Source organism: Streptomyces sp. NPDC055013, assembly GCF_053608645.1.
This window is the reverse complement of the sequence record NZ_JBSGVW010000071.1, coordinates 1-15,306: the sequence shown is the minus strand read 5'-3', so window position 1 is coordinate 15,306 and position 15,306 is coordinate 1. Positions and strand designations below refer to the sequence as shown.

Annotated in this window: 10 protein-coding genes; 5 read left to right on the top strand and 5 right to left on the bottom strand. The window is 71.9% G+C overall.

The window, feature by feature from the left end; translation table 11 throughout:
• Positions 1 to 436 precede the first annotated feature (436 nt).
• Positions 437 to 1,192: a TIGR03089 family protein gene (locus ACWGDB_RS41425; protein ID WP_383615989.1), complete on the bottom strand. Its 756-nt coding sequence runs from the start codon at positions 1,190 to 1,192 to the stop codon at positions 437 to 439.
• Between the two features lie 141 nt (positions 1,193 to 1,333).
• On the opposite strand from ACWGDB_RS41425, the gene ACWGDB_RS41420 reads away from it, so the two are divergent.
• Together ACWGDB_RS41420 and ACWGDB_RS41415 are read left to right on the top strand one after the other, a co-directional pair.
• Positions 1,334 to 2,842 carry an N-acetylmuramoyl-L-alanine amidase gene (locus tag ACWGDB_RS41420; protein WP_453827212.1) on the top strand — a complete coding sequence of 503 codons (1,509 nt, stop codon included), beginning with the start codon at positions 1,334 to 1,336 and terminating at the stop codon, positions 2,840 to 2,842.
• A 209-nt stretch (positions 2,843 to 3,051) separates the two neighbouring features.
• Positions 3,052 to 4,134 carry a mannose-1-phosphate guanylyltransferase gene (locus ACWGDB_RS41415; RefSeq protein WP_369271473.1) on the top strand — a complete coding sequence of 361 codons (1,083 nt, stop codon included), beginning with the start codon at positions 3,052 to 3,054 and terminating at the stop codon, positions 4,132 to 4,134.
• Positions 4,135 to 4,896: 762 nt separating this feature from the next.
• Here ACWGDB_RS41415 and ACWGDB_RS41410 read toward each other — a convergent pair.
• From ACWGDB_RS41410 to ACWGDB_RS41395, 4 genes are all read right to left on the bottom strand, one after another.
• Positions 4,897 to 5,898, bottom strand: a complete 1,002-nt coding sequence (locus tag ACWGDB_RS41410) for a DNA-3-methyladenine glycosylase family protein (protein ID WP_453827211.1) — start codon at positions 5,896 to 5,898, stop codon at positions 4,897 to 4,899.
• 65 nt (positions 5,899 to 5,963) lie between these two features.
• Positions 5,964 to 7,274 (bottom strand): coenzyme F420-0:L-glutamate ligase, encoded by a 1,311-nt coding sequence (locus tag ACWGDB_RS41405; protein WP_453827210.1) that lies wholly within the window; start codon positions 7,272 to 7,274, stop codon positions 5,964 to 5,966.
• Entirely contained in the window at positions 7,271 to 8,230 is a 960-nt protein-coding gene (gene cofD, locus ACWGDB_RS41400) for a 2-phospho-L-lactate transferase (protein ID WP_453827209.1), read from the bottom strand. The genes ACWGDB_RS41405 and cofD overlap by 4 nt, the downstream gene beginning before the upstream one ends.
• A 33-nt stretch (positions 8,231 to 8,263) precedes the next feature.
• Complete coding sequence (locus ACWGDB_RS41395; protein ID WP_453827208.1) at positions 8,264 to 8,806, bottom strand: cysteine dioxygenase; 543 nt, start codon at positions 8,804 to 8,806, stop codon at positions 8,264 to 8,266.
• A gap of 646 nt (positions 8,807 to 9,452) precedes the next feature.
• On the opposite strand from ACWGDB_RS41395, the gene ACWGDB_RS41390 reads away from it, so the two are divergent.
• The 3 genes from ACWGDB_RS41390 (at position 9,453) to ACWGDB_RS41380 (ending at position 15,151) form a co-directional block, all read left to right on the top strand.
• Entirely contained in the window at positions 9,453 to 9,716 is a 264-nt protein-coding gene (locus tag ACWGDB_RS41390) for a WhiB family transcriptional regulator (protein WP_003975777.1), read from the top strand.
• Between the two features lie 219 nt (positions 9,717 to 9,935).
• Positions 9,936 to 13,637, top strand: a complete 3,702-nt coding sequence (locus ACWGDB_RS41385) for a glycosyltransferase family 2 protein (protein ID WP_453827207.1) — start codon at positions 9,936 to 9,938, stop codon at positions 13,635 to 13,637.
• The gene (locus ACWGDB_RS41380) at positions 13,634 to 15,151 is read left to right on the top strand and encodes a DUF5719 family protein (RefSeq protein ID WP_453827206.1); all 1,518 of its coding nucleotides are present in this window, start codon (positions 13,634 to 13,636) and stop codon (positions 15,149 to 15,151) included. The genes ACWGDB_RS41385 and ACWGDB_RS41380 overlap by 4 nt, the downstream gene beginning before the upstream one ends.
• The last annotated feature ends 155 nt before the right edge of the window (positions 15,152 to 15,306 follow it).

The window sequence follows — 15,306 nt, the reverse complement described above, 5'->3', positions numbered from 1 at the left end:
CGGTTGGGGTTGGGCAGGGTGGTTTTCGTTTCTTGACGCCGGCCACTGCGGGCGGACACCCCCCGGCACGTCCCCTTGCCGCCGTGGGCGGGTGCTGCGCCGTGGGTGTACGCGCCTTCTTCTGCGCCGGTCGCGCCAATCCGGACCGTCCGGCGGTTGAAGAGGAGGGCTGCGCCATCCTTGGCCGCAACCCACCTGCAGGGGGGTTACGCACCATGCCGCCGGCACTTCTCGGTGCCGGTCCGGGCATTTCAGCCCGTCCGGCGTTTGAGGACGAGGCCGTTCAGGCCGAAGCGGGGGTCTGGGGGCGGCGGCCCCCTGGCGGGGTCGAAGGGGCGGAGCCCCTGGAGGTGGGACGGGTAGGGGCGGCGGGGGCGAGGAAGGGCGGGGGGATCGTCGCAGGGCCGGATGACGAGACTCCCGGAATTGCCGGAGGCTACCGCGCGGTCGCCGTCACCCGTTCGGCCTCGATGCGCTTGGCGAGGGCGTCCTCGCCCAGGGATTCGAGGTGCCGGCACAGCACCACGGACCCCCCGGTCGCCAGCGCCGCGTACAGCCCGGCATTGAGCCCCTCCCACGTGTCGTAGGGAAGAGCGGAGAGAATCCGCGACCCCGGCCCCGTAAGCCCCAGCCCCGTCGCCTCGGCCTGCGCCCGCTCCACGACCTCGGCGCCGCTGAACTCCCGCCCGGCCACGATCAACGCGGGATCCTCGGGATCCACCGGCGCGTACGGCGCGAAACGGTCACCCTGACTCGGCACCTCCACCGCGTAGTCGGCGAAGCCGGCCGGCGGCTGCGGGAAACGGCCCCCCAGCGGCCGTAGCGCCAACGCCACCCGCTCCCCCCGGCACGCCCGCGCCGCCTCCAGTCCGTCCGGCCCGCTCACCACCACGTCGGCCGCCGCGGGATCCCCGCCCACGTCCGCGATCGTGCCGACCGACGAGCAGGCCAGCAGCCAGACCGCGGTCTGCCAGTGGGTGGGGAGCAAGAGCGTGACGCGGTCGCCCGGACCGGCCCCCAGGTCCCCCTGGAGCAGATTCGCGGTCTTGGCCACCCAATTGGCGAACGTGGCCACGGACAATTCGACGCGTTCCCCGGTGGCGTCGTCGTAGAAGGTCACCAGGGGACGGCTCGGATCCGCGGCCAGCGCGGAACGCAGCAGGTCGGCAGGGGTGCGATCGGTGGCATTCACCCGCGCAAGCGTACGCGGACACGCACCCGCACACCCCCCACCGGGGCCATCCCGCCGCCACCGGTTCGGACGAATCGCATGCCGACGCCCCGTCAGCTCCCCGATGGACAGGTCTGTATGGCTATGTCCAACATCGTTGCTATGCGTGGATTTCTTGCTTCCTCAATCGGTGTCACGTGCGCGGCCGCTCTGGCCCTCCCGCTCGCCCCACCTGCCGTCGCGGCGACCGCGAGACCGGCGCTCGGAGCGGAAGCCGCCACGAGCACAGGGACGGTGGCCGGGCCGGCGGTACGTCAGCCTGGCGACGAGTCATACGTCCCCGGCAGTACCCAGTCGCTGCCCCTCGCCCCCCTCGACGGTGACCGAGTCAGCGGTGCTCCCGCCGAACAGGGCCTGTCCCCCCGCGGCGTACGGCACTTCTCCCTGGTCGGCGTGATCTGGGACGACCCGGACGCCGAACTGCACGGCCGCGTCCAGGTCCGCACCCGCGCCGTCGGCACGGGCACCTGGTCCGGCTGGCAGGACATCGAGACCCACAACGCCGATCACGCGGCCGACCCGGGCACCGACGAACCCGCCTCGGGCCGGGTCCGGGGCTCCACGGCGCCGTTGTGGGTCGGGGAGTCGGACGGCGTGGAGGTACGGGTCACCCCGGAGGTCACCGGGTCCGCCGCCGGGCCTCGGCCGACCGGGGAACCCGAGAACGCCTCCGAGGAGCCCGAGGACGGCGTGAGCGGCAGTGGTGACGACACGACAGCCCGCCCCGAGGCCGCCTCGACGCTGCCCGACGGTCTCCGCCTCGAACTCGTCGACCCCGGCGACCCCGCCCCCGCGCAGGGCGGCGACACCGCCGGCGCCCCCCGCCCCGGAACGCTCAACCCCGAGACCGTCGAGACCGCCGAGTCCCTGGCCGCCTCCGCCGCCAACGTCGACCTCGCACCCGTCGGTGCCGCCGCGATCCCCGAGCTCGGCCGGGCCGCCACCGAGCGGGAGCTGTTGGCGCTGCGCGGTACCGAGTTGACGCAGGAGCAGCGGGCGAAGCCGTACATCGGGCCGCGGCCGCGCATCGTCACGCGGCGCGGCTGGGGCGCGAACGAGAGCTGGCGGGAGCGGAGTTTCGTCTACACGAAGAAGGTGCAGGCGGCCTTCGTGCACCACACGGCCTCCGGCAGCAAGTACTCCTGCTCGCAGGTGCCCTCGCTCATTCGCGGTATCTACCGCTACCACGTGGTGAGCATGGGCTGGCGTGACGTCGGCTACAACTTCCTCGTCGACAAGTGCGGAAACATCTACGAGGGGCGTGCCGGGGGAGTGGCGAAGCCGGTCCTGGGTGCCCATACTCGCGGTTTCAACACCAACAGCATGGGGATCGCCGTCCTCGGCAGCTACGGCGTCACCAAGCCGACCGCCGCCTCGGTGAAGGCCGTGGCGCGGCTCACGGCCTGGAAATTGGGGCTCTACGGTGCCAATCCGCGCGGAAAGACATATCTGAAGTCCGGCGGTGGCAATCTGTACCGAAAGGGAAAGAACGTACGACTGAATGTGATCTCCGGCCACCGGGACGGCTTCTCCACGGAGTGCCCCGGCAAGCAGCTCTACAGCAAGCTCGGCTCCGCCCGCGCTTCGGCGGCCCGCTACCAGGGGCGCTGAAAGGGCGCGGAGTTGAGGGGGGCGGGGCAGGACCCGTAGCGCTCGTAGCTGGACTCATGGGGGCATGGGGTCGCATTCACCGCCTTCGGGGGGCATGAGGCGGACTGCCGCACTGCCGCACTGCCGTCGAGGGCGTCGCACAACGGTCTGCATACACTGGCCGGCCGAAAGACAGTTCGGCCGGTCCCGGCAGGAAGCAGAGACGACAGGTGACAGAAGCGATCCTCCTGGTCGGTGGCAAGGGCACTCGGCTGCGTCCACTCACCGTGCACACGCCGAAGCCCATGGTCCCGGCGGCCGGGGTCCCGTTCCTCACGCACCAGTTGGCGAGAGCGAGAGCGGCGGGCGTAGAACACATCGTCCTGGCGACGTCTTACCTGGCCGAGGTCTTCGAACCGTACTTCGGGGACGGCTCGGCGCTCGGTCTCCACCTGGAGTACGTGACGGAGGAGGAGCCCCTCGGCACGGGCGGCGCGATCCGCAACGTGGCCTCCCGGCTCCACTCCGCGCCCGACGACCCGGTGCTCATCTTCAACGGCGACATCCTGACGGGCCTGGACATCAGGGCCCTGGTCCGTACGCACGAGACGACGGGCGCGGACGTCTCCCTCCACCTCACACAGGTGACGGACCCGAGGGCGTACGGCCTGGTCCCGACGGACGACACCGGCCGGGTGACGGCGTTCCTGGAGAAGCCGCAGACCCCCGAGGAGATCGTCACCGACCAGATCAACGCGGGGGCGTACGTCTTCCGCCGCTCGGTCATCGACACGATCCCGGCGGGCCGGCCCGTCTCGGTCGAACGCGAGACGTTCCCCGACCTCCTGTCGGCAGGCGCCCACCTCCAGGGCATGGTCGACTCGACGTACTGGCTCGACCTGGGCACCCCCGCGGCCTTCGTCCGCGGCTCGGCGGACCTCGTCCTGGGCCGGGCCCCGTCCCCCGCGGTCCCCGGCCGCTGCGGCGACCGCCTGATCCTCCCCACGGCCAGCGTCGCCCCCGACGCCAAGCTGACCGGAGGCACGGTGGTGGGCGAGGGCGCCTTCGTGGCCGAGGGCGCGCGCGTCTTCGGCAGCACCATCCTCCCCGGCGCCGTCATCGAACCCGGCGCCATCATCACCGACTCCCTCATCGGCACCCGCGCCCGCGTAGGCCAACGCTCGGTCCTCACCGGCACGGTCATCGGCGACGGCGCGGTGATCGGCGCCGACAACGAGCTCAGGGACGGGGTACGGGTGTGGTGCGACGCTCGGATCCCGGCGGGATCGGTGCGCTTCTCACCCGACCTGTAGAACCGCCGGCCACCCACCCGGTGGGGGCTGCTCACGGAAGTCGACAGTTCCTCTCGGCGCCGGTCCCGGCATTTCAGCCCGTCCGGCGTTCGAGGGCGGGGTCAGTGCCGACCCTAGCTCCTGCCCGCCTGGCTGGGGCTGTGTGTCTGTGGCCGGTGCGGCTCGGTGCCGGTGCCGGTATTCGGGCCTGTCCGGTGTTCGAGGGCGGGGCCTGCACCATCCCTAGCCTCCGCCCTCCCGCTGGGGGTTGTGCGTCTGCGGCCGGTGCGGCTCGGTGCCGGTGCCGGTATTCGGGCCTGTCCGGTGTTCGAGGGCGGGGCCTGCACCGTCCCTAGCCCCGCCCACCTGCTGGGGGTTGTGCGTCTGCGGCCGGTGTCTCTCGGCGCCGGTTTCGGCATTCTGGCCCGTCCGGTGCTCGAGGACGAGGCCTGCACCATCCCTAACCCCCACCCACCCGCTGGGGGCTACGTGCCTGTCGGCGGTGCATCTCGGCGCCGGTTTCGGCATTCTGGCCCGTCCGGTGTTCGAGGACGAGGCCTGCACCATCCCTAACCCCCACCCACCCGCTGGGGGCTACGTGCCTGTCGGCGGTGCATCTCGGCGCCGGTCCCGGCATTTCAGCCCGTCCGGCGTTTGAGGACGAGGCCGTTCAGGCCGACAGCGGGGGTCTGGGGGCGGCAGCCCCCAGGGGCCGGGGTGGAAGGGACAGCGCCCCTTCGAGGACGGGAAGGGTAGGGGCGGCGGGGGCGAAAACCCCGCCCCCTACAACCGCCCGATATCCCCCACCGGCATCCGCGGAGCCCGCCGCCCCGGCACCCGCCCGCTCAACAGAATCAACCGAGCCGCCCGATGCCGCTGCCCCGCATACGGCTCCAACAACTCCAGCATCACGGAGTCATCCGCATCCCGATCCCCGGCAAGCGCAAACCCCACGATCCCCGGCAGATGCAGATCCCCCACGGTCACCGCGTCCGCCGCCCCATGACTGCGCTGCACAACCTCCGAAGACGTCCACGGCCCGATCCCCGGCACGACCTCCAACCGAGCCTGCGCCTGAGCCGGAGCCATCCCCACCGCCTCCTCCAGCCGCGCAGCGACCCGTACGGCCCGCAGAATCGTCGACGCCCGCTTGTTGTCGACCCCGGCCCGATGCCACTCCCAGGACGGAATCATCCGCCAGGTCGCCGCGTCCGGCATGACACACATCCGCCCGGGCGCGGGCCCCGGCGCCGCCACGCCGTACTTCCGAACCAGCAACCGCCACGCCCGATACGCCTCATCGGTCGTGACCTTCTGCTCCAGAATCGACGGAATCAACGACTCCAGCACCAGCCCGGTCCGCGTCAACCGCAGCCCCGGCCGCCGATGCCGAGCGAGCGCCACCAGCCGATGCCGCGGCACGAAGGCGGACGGATCATCGGCGGCCCCGAGCAGCTCGGGCAACTGCTCCAGCAGCCACTCGGCCCCCGGCCCCCAGGCCTCGCCCCGCACCTCGGCACCCCGCACGCCGACCCGCAGCGTCCCGGGCCCGGCGGGCGTGAGACAGGCCCGCCACACCGACCCGTCCGGCATCGCCCGGAACGTCGGATCCCCGGGCCCGCGCCGCAGAGGCCCCAGCACCAGCCCGAGATCGAGCGGCCACTCCGGCACCCAGGTGCGCACCCGCCCGGGCACCGGCGCCTGACGCGGTATCCCGGCGGGCACGGGGACATGGCCGCCGCGCACAGTCGTACGCGTGGACTGCGGAGTGAAGCGTCCTGCCACGAGTGAAGTCCTAAGAAGACCGGTATGGAGAGACCCCTACGAGCCTAGGCGCTGTACGGCGCGCACTACCGCACCGCGATGAAAGCCCCCGCATCCCGCTCCGCCCGAGGCCGCGGCTCCTCCGCCGGATGCCCGACCGCCACGGCCCCCATCGGATCCCAGTCCCCCGGCAGCCCGAGCACCTCGCGCACCACATCCCGGCAGAACATCGTCGACGACACCCAGGCCGACCCCAGCCGCTCCCCGGCCAGCGCGACCAGGAAGTTCTGCACCCCGGCCCCGGTGGCGACGACGAACATCTCCCGCTCGGCGCCGTCACGCCGTACGTCGCCGTAGGTGTGCGAACCGTCCATGACCAGGCACGGCACCACGAGATACGGAGCGTTGCGCAGTACGTCCCCGCGTCGCACCCGCTTGGCGATGGACTCCTCGCTCTTGCCGTCGCGCCGCAGGTCGGCGATCCAGGCGTCCCGCATCGCGTCGAGCAGCCGCGTCCGCGACTCCTGCGACTCCAGCAGCACGAACCGCCACGGTGTGGTGTGGTGCGGCGCCGGTGCCGTGACCGCCGCCGCGACCGCTCTTCGTACGGCCCCGCCGTCGACCGGCTCGTCCGTGAAGGCCCGGACCGTACGGCGCTGGGTCATCGCCTCTCGTACCGCCTCCGACGTGCCCAGCCGGAACATGTCGTCACGAGCGCCGCGCACCATGGCCCGCGCGCCCTCCCCGTGCTCCTCGGCCACCGTGTGCGCCAGCCCGCGCACCACGGCCACGGGCAGCCCGGAGGCCTTGCCCTTCACCAGGTCACCGGCGGCGGCGAGTTCGTCGGCGGTCGCCACGACGGTCGCGCTGAGCGGATTGCCGTACGCGTCCGTGCCGCCGCGCAGATCGTCGAGTACGCGAATGCCGGCGGCGCCGATCGCCACATCGGTGAGCCCCGTGCGCCAGGGGCGGCCGAAGGTGTCGGTGACGACGACCCCGACATCGACCCCGAGGGCGTCCCGCAGCCCGTCCCGGATCGCCCGCGCGGACGCGTCGGGGTCCTCGGGCAGCAACAGCACGGTCCCGGCGGGCGTGTTGGAGGCGTCGACCCCGGCGGCGGCCATCACGAGCCCCTGCCGGTTCTCGACGATGCGCAGGGCGCCGCGGCGCGCCACGACCCGTACGGTCTCCGCGTCGATGGCGGCCTCCCGGTCGGTCGCCTCGACGATCCGTCCCTCGGCCTTGGAGATGATCTTCGAGGTGACCAGGAGCACGTCCCCGTCGGCGAGGCCGGGTTCGGCGGTGGCGATCAGTTTCGCGAGGTCGTCGCCCTGCTGGATCTCGGGAATCCCGGGGACGGCCCAGACGCGGTAGCCGTCGGCGGACACGTCGCTCATACCGCTCGCACCTCCTCGGCCAGTGTCAGCGCCTCGCGGGCCATCTGCGTGGTCGCGTCGAGGTCGGTCATCATCAGCGGTACGGCCCGGCAGCGGATCCCGGCCGCCTCGACCTGCTCGACGGAGTTCGCGTCCACGGTGTCGACGAGCCATCCGTCCAGGAGCCCCGAGCCGTAGTGCTCGGCGACCGCCGAGGCCGTCGACTCGACGCCGACCGCCGCGAGCACCTTGTCGGCCATGCCGCGCACGGGCGCGTTGCCGACGATGGGGGACAGGCCCACGACCGGCACGCCGGCGTCGGCGATCGCCTCGCGGATGCCGGGCACGGCGAGGATCGTGCCGACCGAGACGACCGGGTTGGACGGCGGGAAGAGGATGACGTCCGCGTCGGCGATCGCCTCCAGGACACCCGGCGCCGGCTTGGCCTGTTCCGCGCCGACCGGCACGATCGCCTCCGCCGGCACCGAGGCCCGCAGCCGCACCCAGTACTCCTGGAAGTGGACGGCTCTGCGTTCGCCGTCCACCTCGACCGCGACGTGCGTCTCGACGCGGTCGTCGGTCATGGGGATGAGCCGGACTCCCGGCTTCCAGCGGTCGCACAGCGCCTCCGTCACCGCGCTGAGCGGATATCCGGCGCCGATCATCTGCGTCCGCACGATGTGCGTGGCGAAGTCCCGGTCGCCGAGCCCGAACCACTCCGGCCCGACGCCGTACGCCGCGAGCTCCTCCTTGAGATGGAAGGTCTCGTCGGCCCGCCCCCAGCCCTGCTCCTCGTTGATGCCGCCGCCCAGCGTGTACATCACCGTGTCGAGGTCCGGGCAGACCTTCAGCCCGAAGAGGTGGATGTCGTCCCCGGTGTTGCCGATGACCGTGACGTCCGCGTCCGGCGCGGCCTGCTTCAGACCGCGCAGGAACCGGGCACCACCGATGCCGCCTGCCAGAACCACAATGCGCATGGGAGCAGTCTTGCAGGCGGGTACGACAACGCGTCAGGCAGTCACGGGACGCTGCTCCGTACGCGCCTCGCAGGCCGAAGCCGTGGGGGTTCCCGCGGTCGAACGAAGCTGGGACTGGGGGAGCATCGGCATCTCCGTCAGGCCCGGGTAGTACACATGCAGGCTCACCGCCGGCTCCAGCGCGTCGTTCGCCACCTCGTGCATGTATCCCGGTGCGAACACCCGCTGCGCGCCCGCCTCCAACACGCGCGTGCCGCGTTCCGTGCGCTCGGTCAGCGTGCCGTCCAGGACCGTCAGGACACCGGAGGACGGGCCGTGGTCGTGCAGGCCGCTGCCCTGTCCGGGGACCCAGGACAGCAGCCACACCTCGTAGCCGGGGCCCGTGCTCAGCCGGTGGTACCAGCGCGTGGTGGCGTCGTACCGGACGAGGTGCTCCCACTGGGAGCGGTCGGCGGCGATGGAGCGGGCCAGGCCCACGAACTCGGCGACGGTGGCCGGGTGCTCGCGCGGTGTCTGGAGGAGGTGCGGGACTTCGAGGATGTCGCCGGCGATCTGGAGGTCGCTGTCGCTGTTCATGGGGTGCGGTGGTTCCTCAGTGAAGGAAGGTCAGAGGGAACGAGAGCCGAGGAAAGGGTGGCTCGGCCTACAGCTGGAGCAGGTGTGGCTCAACAGCTGGGACAGCAACAGCTACAGCGAGCGCGGGCAGCACCGTGGGACCCGGCGGTGCGGGTCGAGGTGAGTGCCGAGTTCGCGAGCATGCCCACAAGGACATCGGTTCGCACCTCCAGTGTCAACTCGACGCCCGTTATGTGGGACATGTTTCACCTCATCCGGTTCATCTCCGTGGCGAAAGGTTTGTTCATCAGTTGACCGGGACACATGGCGCACAACCGGGCGCGCGGCGTCGTTGTGATCCTGTGATCCGACTGTGATCCGGTTCGCATCTGCGCGTGTGTGCAACGAGATCGAACTTCTGGGCGTCCTTTTCCGTACAGGCTCTGGGCGGAGCTGGACGCCCTCCCGAGCCTCGTCCGCTTGTCAAGGTTTATGCCGATTTGAACACTTTCCGCTAGGCCTTGGTTCCGCAGAGTGAATAAGGGGCTCAATAGCAGATCTCGGCTTGACTCGCCCGGAGCAGCACACTTGTAATTTCACTCGTGTCGTTCAGCCGGAATCGGTAACGGCTACATCACGGGGACGCGAAGACAGACGAGGGGCGCACATGACCGAGCTGGTGCAGCAACTGCTGGTCGACGACGCGGACGAGGAACTCGGCTGGCAGGAGCGCGCGCTGTGCGCCCAGACCGACCCCGAGTCCTTCTTTCCCGAGAAGGGCGGTTCCACCCGCGAGGCCAAGAAGGTCTGCCTCGCCTGTGAGGTCCGCTCCGAGTGCCTCGAATACGCCCTCGCCAATGACGAGCGCTTCGGCATCTGGGGCGGCCTGTCCGAGCGGGAGCGCCGCCGGCTGAAGAAGGCTGCCGTCTGAGCGCCGCACCGACCGCCCGACCGACGGTCGTCGCACGCACACAACGCACGCACATACGTCTCGAATACGTTTCGAACGGCCCGTCGCGGGTGGGTTATCCACAGGCGGCGGGCCGCCGTGATGCCCAGCCGATAGTGTGGTCGCTCGTCCGAGACGCCGCACTGTCCCCACGGGGCACGGGCGTCCACCGCAGTCCATCGAACCGGGGCCCGTACCTCGATGTCCGTGCACAGCCACACGGCAGCCCATCACGACGTCGCTGCCACACCTGAGTTCCCGCGTCATGTGGTGACCGCGGTCCTCGTCTCCCACGACGGCGCCCGCTGGCTGCCCGACGCGCTCGCCGGGCTGCTCGGCCAGGAGCGCCCCGTCCAGTTCGCCGTTGCCGCCGACACCGGCAGCGGGGACCACTCCGCCCAGCTGGTCACCGACGCCCTCGGCGCCGACCGCGTACTGCACCTCGCCCGGCGCACCGGATTCGGCCAGGCCGTCGAGGAGGCCAACCGCACCGCCCCCGTCCTCACCCCGGACGAGCTGGCGTATCTGAAGCGGCCGAGCGGCTGGGACCCCGTCACCCGCACATGGCGCGACGACGCCTACGACTTGCCCGAACTCCCCCACGGGGAGCCGGTGCAATGGCTGTGGCTCCTGCACGACGACTGCGCCCCCGAACCCGACGCCCTGGCCCAGCTGCTGCGCGTCGTGGAGAACGAGTACGAGCTGGGCCGCGACGACGTCGCCGTAGTGGGCCCCAAGCTGCGCGGCTGGTACGACCGCCGGCAGCTCCTCGAGGTCGGCGTCACCATCGCCAACTCCGGCCGCCGCTGGACCGGCCTCGACCGCCGCGAACAGGACCAGGGCCAGCACGACCACGTACGGCCCGTGCTGTCCGTGTCCACCGCCGGCATGCTGATCCGCCGCGACGTCTTCGAACAGCTCGGCGGCTTCGACCGCCGGCTGCCCCTCATGCGTGACGACGTCGACCTGTGCTGGCGCGCCACGGCCGCCGGCCACCGCGTCCTCGTCGCCCCCGAGGCGGTCGTACGACACGCCGAGGCTTCCTCCCGCGAGCGCCGCACCGTCGACTGCGTGGGCCGCACCTCCGCGTCCCCGCACAAGGTCGACAAGGCGGGTGCCGTCTACACCCTGCTCGTCAACACACGCACGGCCGTGCTGCCCTGGGTGCTGCTGCGCCTCCTGTTCGGCACGGTCCTGCGCACCCTCGCCTACCTCGTGGGCAAGGTCCCGGGGCAGGCCCTCGACGAGATCCGCGGCCTCATGGGCACGCTGCTGCGCCCCGAGCGGATCATCGCCGGGCGGCGCAGGCGCGGGAGTCCCGTCATCGACAAGGGTGAGCTGCGGGCGCTGTTCCCGCCGCCCGGCGCGACCGTGCGGGCCACCGTCGAACAGGTCGCGGGCAGCCTCGTCGGCCGCTCCGACCCCGAGGTGACCTCCGGCGCAGGACGGCACGGCAGCGCGATCGAGTCCGGACCCGGCGGCGATGACGCCGACTTCCTGGAGATAGAGCAGTTCGGCCGCCTCAAGCGCGTCGCCCGCAAGCCCGGCCCGGTGCTCTTCCTGGTGCTGCTGTTCGTCTCGCTGATCGCCTGCCGGCAACTCCTCGGCGGCGGCGCGCTCGCGGGCGGGGCACTGCTGCCTGCCCCGGCCGATTCCGGTGAGCTGTGGTCGCACTACGTGGACGCCTGGCACCCCGTGGGCGCGGGCGGCACCTCGTCCGCGCCGCCGTATCTCGCGCTCGTGGCGATGCTCGCCTCGATGCTGCTGGGATCGACCGGACTCGCGGTCACCGTCCTGCTCGTCTGCTCGGTGCCGCTGGCCGGCTTCACCGCGTACTTCGCCTCCCGGCCGCTCGTCGAGTCGCGCCTGCTGCGCGCGTGGGGCGCCGTCGTCTACGCCGTCCTGCCCGCCGCCACCGGCGCGCTCGCCGGCGGCCGCATCGGCACCGCCGTCCTCGCCGTCCTGCTGCCGCTCATCGCGCGCGCGGGCATCGCGGCGAGCGGCCTGACGAACGGCTCCGGCGCGCGCGGCAGTTGGCGCGCGACCTGGGCGTACGCGCTGCTGCTGACGATCAGCACGGCCTTCACGCCGATCGTGTGGCCCATCGCCCTGCTCCTCGGGCTCGGAGTGCTGGCGGTGCGACGCGCCGACATCACCGCCTACGGACTGCGCTTCCTGGCCCAGCTCGGCGTGCCCCTGCTGGTCCTCGCGCCCTGGTCGCTGACGCTGCTGCCGTTCGGCTTCTTCCAGGAGGCCGGTCTGGAGTACGGCTCCTCCGCCGCCTCCGCCCTGGATCTGCTCGGCGCCAGCCCCGGCGGACCCGGCACGGTCGACGGGCTGATGCTCATCGGCATCGTGCTGGCCGCGCTGGCCGCCCTGATGCGCTCCGAGCGCCAGTTCGGGATCAGGACGGCCTGGGCGGTCGCCCTCGTCGGCCTCGTCTTCGCGGTCCTGTCCAACAGCTCCACCTGGGCCGGCCCCGCGACCCTCGTCTACGGCATCGCCCTCCTGGCCGCCGCCCTGCTCGGCGCCGACGGGGCACGCGCGCGGGTGGCCGAGCAGAGCTTCGGCTGGCGCCAGCCGGTCGCCGCGCTGATCGCCTTCGCCGCGGCCGCGGGCCCGCTGCTCGTCGCCGCCGGCTGGATGATCCGCGGCGCCGACGGGCCGCTGGAGCGGCGCGACCCCGTGCAGGTGCCCGCGTTCGTCGCCGAGGAGAGCGGCACCCGCGACCAGGCCCGCACCCTCGTCCTGGACAGCGAATCCTCCGCCCACGTCGGCTACATGCTCGTCCGTGGCTCCGGGGCCCGCCTCGGCGACGCCGAGCTCGCCGCCGCCGACGGGGAGGACACCAAGCTCGACAAGATCGTCGCCAACCTGGTCGCCGGCTCCGGCGCCGACCAGGCCGACCAGCTCGGCGCGTTCGCCGTGCGTTACGTCCTCGTCCACAAGGGCGCGCCGCGTGAGGTCACGCGCGTCCTGGACGCCACGCCCGGGCTGTCGCGGCTGAGCGAGCAGAACGGCAGTGCGTTGTGGCGGATCGACCGGCAGGTGTCGCGGGCGGCCATCGTCGCCGGAGCCGCGTCAGAGTCCGGGTCCGGTTCCGGGGCTGATTCCGGGTCTGCGGCCGGTGGCGGCTCCGGGGCCGGTGAGCCGCAGCCCGTTGCGGCGGGGCCCGTCGAGATCCACACCACGATCCCCAGCGGCGCCGAGGGGCGGGTCCTGCGGCTCGCCGACAGTGCCGATGCCGGCTGGACGGCCACCCTGGACGGGAAGCCGCTCACCGCGACCACGGTCGACGGCTGGGCCCAGGGCTTCGAACTGCCCGCCGGCGGCGGCAAGCTGGACGTCACCTACGACGACCCGATCGGCCACAGCGCGTGGCTGTGGGCCCAGGGCTTCCTCGCCCTCGTACTCGTCGTGATGGCCCTTCCCGGACGTCGCCGCGACATCGACGACGACCTGCCCGAGGAGCCGGTCGTCCCGGCCGAGGCCATGGCCGGCGAGGGACGGAGGGCCCGTCGGTTGCGCGCCCAGGCCGAGGCGGACGCCGAAGAGGCCGGTCAGCAGGGCGAGTTCCCCGCTCCTCCGTCGGAGCCGCCGGCCGCGGCGATTCCCCAGCAGCAGTCCTACGGCGAGTGGGACACGCCCGGTTACGCAGGTGCCGAGTACGGCAACTACGGCGGGCAGCAGTACCCGGCGGGCGGCGCCTACGACCAGGGGTATCAGGCGGATCCGTATCAGGGCGGCCAGTACGACCCGTACGCGTACGGCGGGCAGCCCTCCACGGCGGCGTACGACACGTCGTACGACCAGACGTACCAGCAGGGTTACGACGGCACGTACGACGACCCGGCGCAGCAGCATCAGCACGGCAGTGAGCGTCCCGACGGGAGCCAGCAGTGAACCGCACCACCCTCTCCCTGATCGCCGGCGTCACCGCCCTCGCCGCCGTCACCGGGCTCGCGGCGCTCACGACGCCGGACGCGTCCGGTGCCAACACCGCCAAGGCGGCCGCCGAGCTGCCCGTGGAGCGTACGAGCCTGGTGTGTCCGGCGCCGAGTATCTCGGACCTCGCCGAGACGACGTACACCTCGTTCACCCCCGTCACGAAGGGGACGGCGAGTGACGGGAAGGCCGAACTGCGGTCCGCGGCGCAGGAGAAGGGCGACGCGGCGGACGGCAAGGGTGAGAAGGACGAGGACGCCGGGAAGGCCGGCAAGGCCGACAAGCCGGTTCTGGAGGGCAAGCAGCCGGGAACGCCCGTCAGTGGTGATGCGTCCGGGGCGGACTCGCCCGCGCTCATCGGGACCGCCGACGGGAAGTTCGCGCCCGGCTGGACCGTGCAGGAGACCACCGAGGTCGCCGTGGGCACGGGGCGTGGTCTGCAGGGCGTCAACTGCACCGCGCCCGACACCGAGTTCTGGTTCCCCGGGGCCAGTACGGCTCCCGACCGCACGGACTACGTGCATCTGACCAACCCCGACGACTCCGCCGCAGTCGTCGACATCGAGCTGTACGGCAAGGACGGTTCGCTCGAGACCACAGTGGGGGAGGGGATCACGGTCCAGCCGCACTCCGGTGAGCCGATCCTGCTGTCCACGCTCACCAGTGAGAAGCAGGACAACGTGACCGTGCATGTGACTGTGCGCAGCGGTCGGGTCGGTGCCTCGGTGCAGGCGCTGGACGACAAGCTCGGTGGGGACTGGCTGGCGGCGTCCGCCGACCCCGCGGGGAGTCTGGTGCTGCCCGGCATTCCGAAGGACGCCACCTCTGTGCGGCTGGTCGCCTTCACGCCGGGGGACGCCGATGCGGATCTGAAGGTGCGGCTTGCTTCGCCGTCCGGGATGATCACGCCTGCCGGGAACGAGACGTTGCACGTCAAGGCGGGGATGACCAGTGCGGTGGATCTCGGTGACGTCATGCAGGGTGAGGCGGGGTCGCTGGTGCTGACTCCTACGGATCGTTCGGTGCCGGTTGTTGCGGCGGTGCGGGTGGTCCGTGGGAAGGGCGACAAGCAGGAGACGGCGTTCATCCCGGCGAGCCGGGCGGTGGGCACGCGCGCGACGGTGGTGGACAACCGGGTGAAGGGGACGACGTTGTCCGTGACGGCGCCCTTCGGTGCCGCGGAGGTCAAGGTGACGGCTTCTGCGGGTAGCGAGGGCGGTGCTGCGGCGTCGCAGTCGTACACGGTCAAGTCCGGCACTACGCAGGACGTGAAGGTGCCGGTGCCGAGCGGGCTGAAGGGCACGTACGCGCTGACCGTGGAGTCGGTGTCGGGTGGGCCGGTGTACGCGTCCCGGACGCTGGCGGTCACGGAGGACGGGGTGGCCGGGTTCACTGTGCAGACGTTGCCGGACGATCGGGGGATGGTGGCTGTGCCGGAGGCGGATGAGGACTTGTCGGTCCTGCAGAAGTAGGCCGGCGGGATGCCTCCGGCGGGTGGGGCGGGGGGTGCCTGCGGCGGCCTGTGGCGCTGAGTGGGGGTTCGCGTAGCGCCTGGCGGTGGGTTGTGGGTCGGGGCCGTGCCGGGGGGTGTCCGTCCTCGGACCGGCGGTTGGGGTCGGGCAGGGTG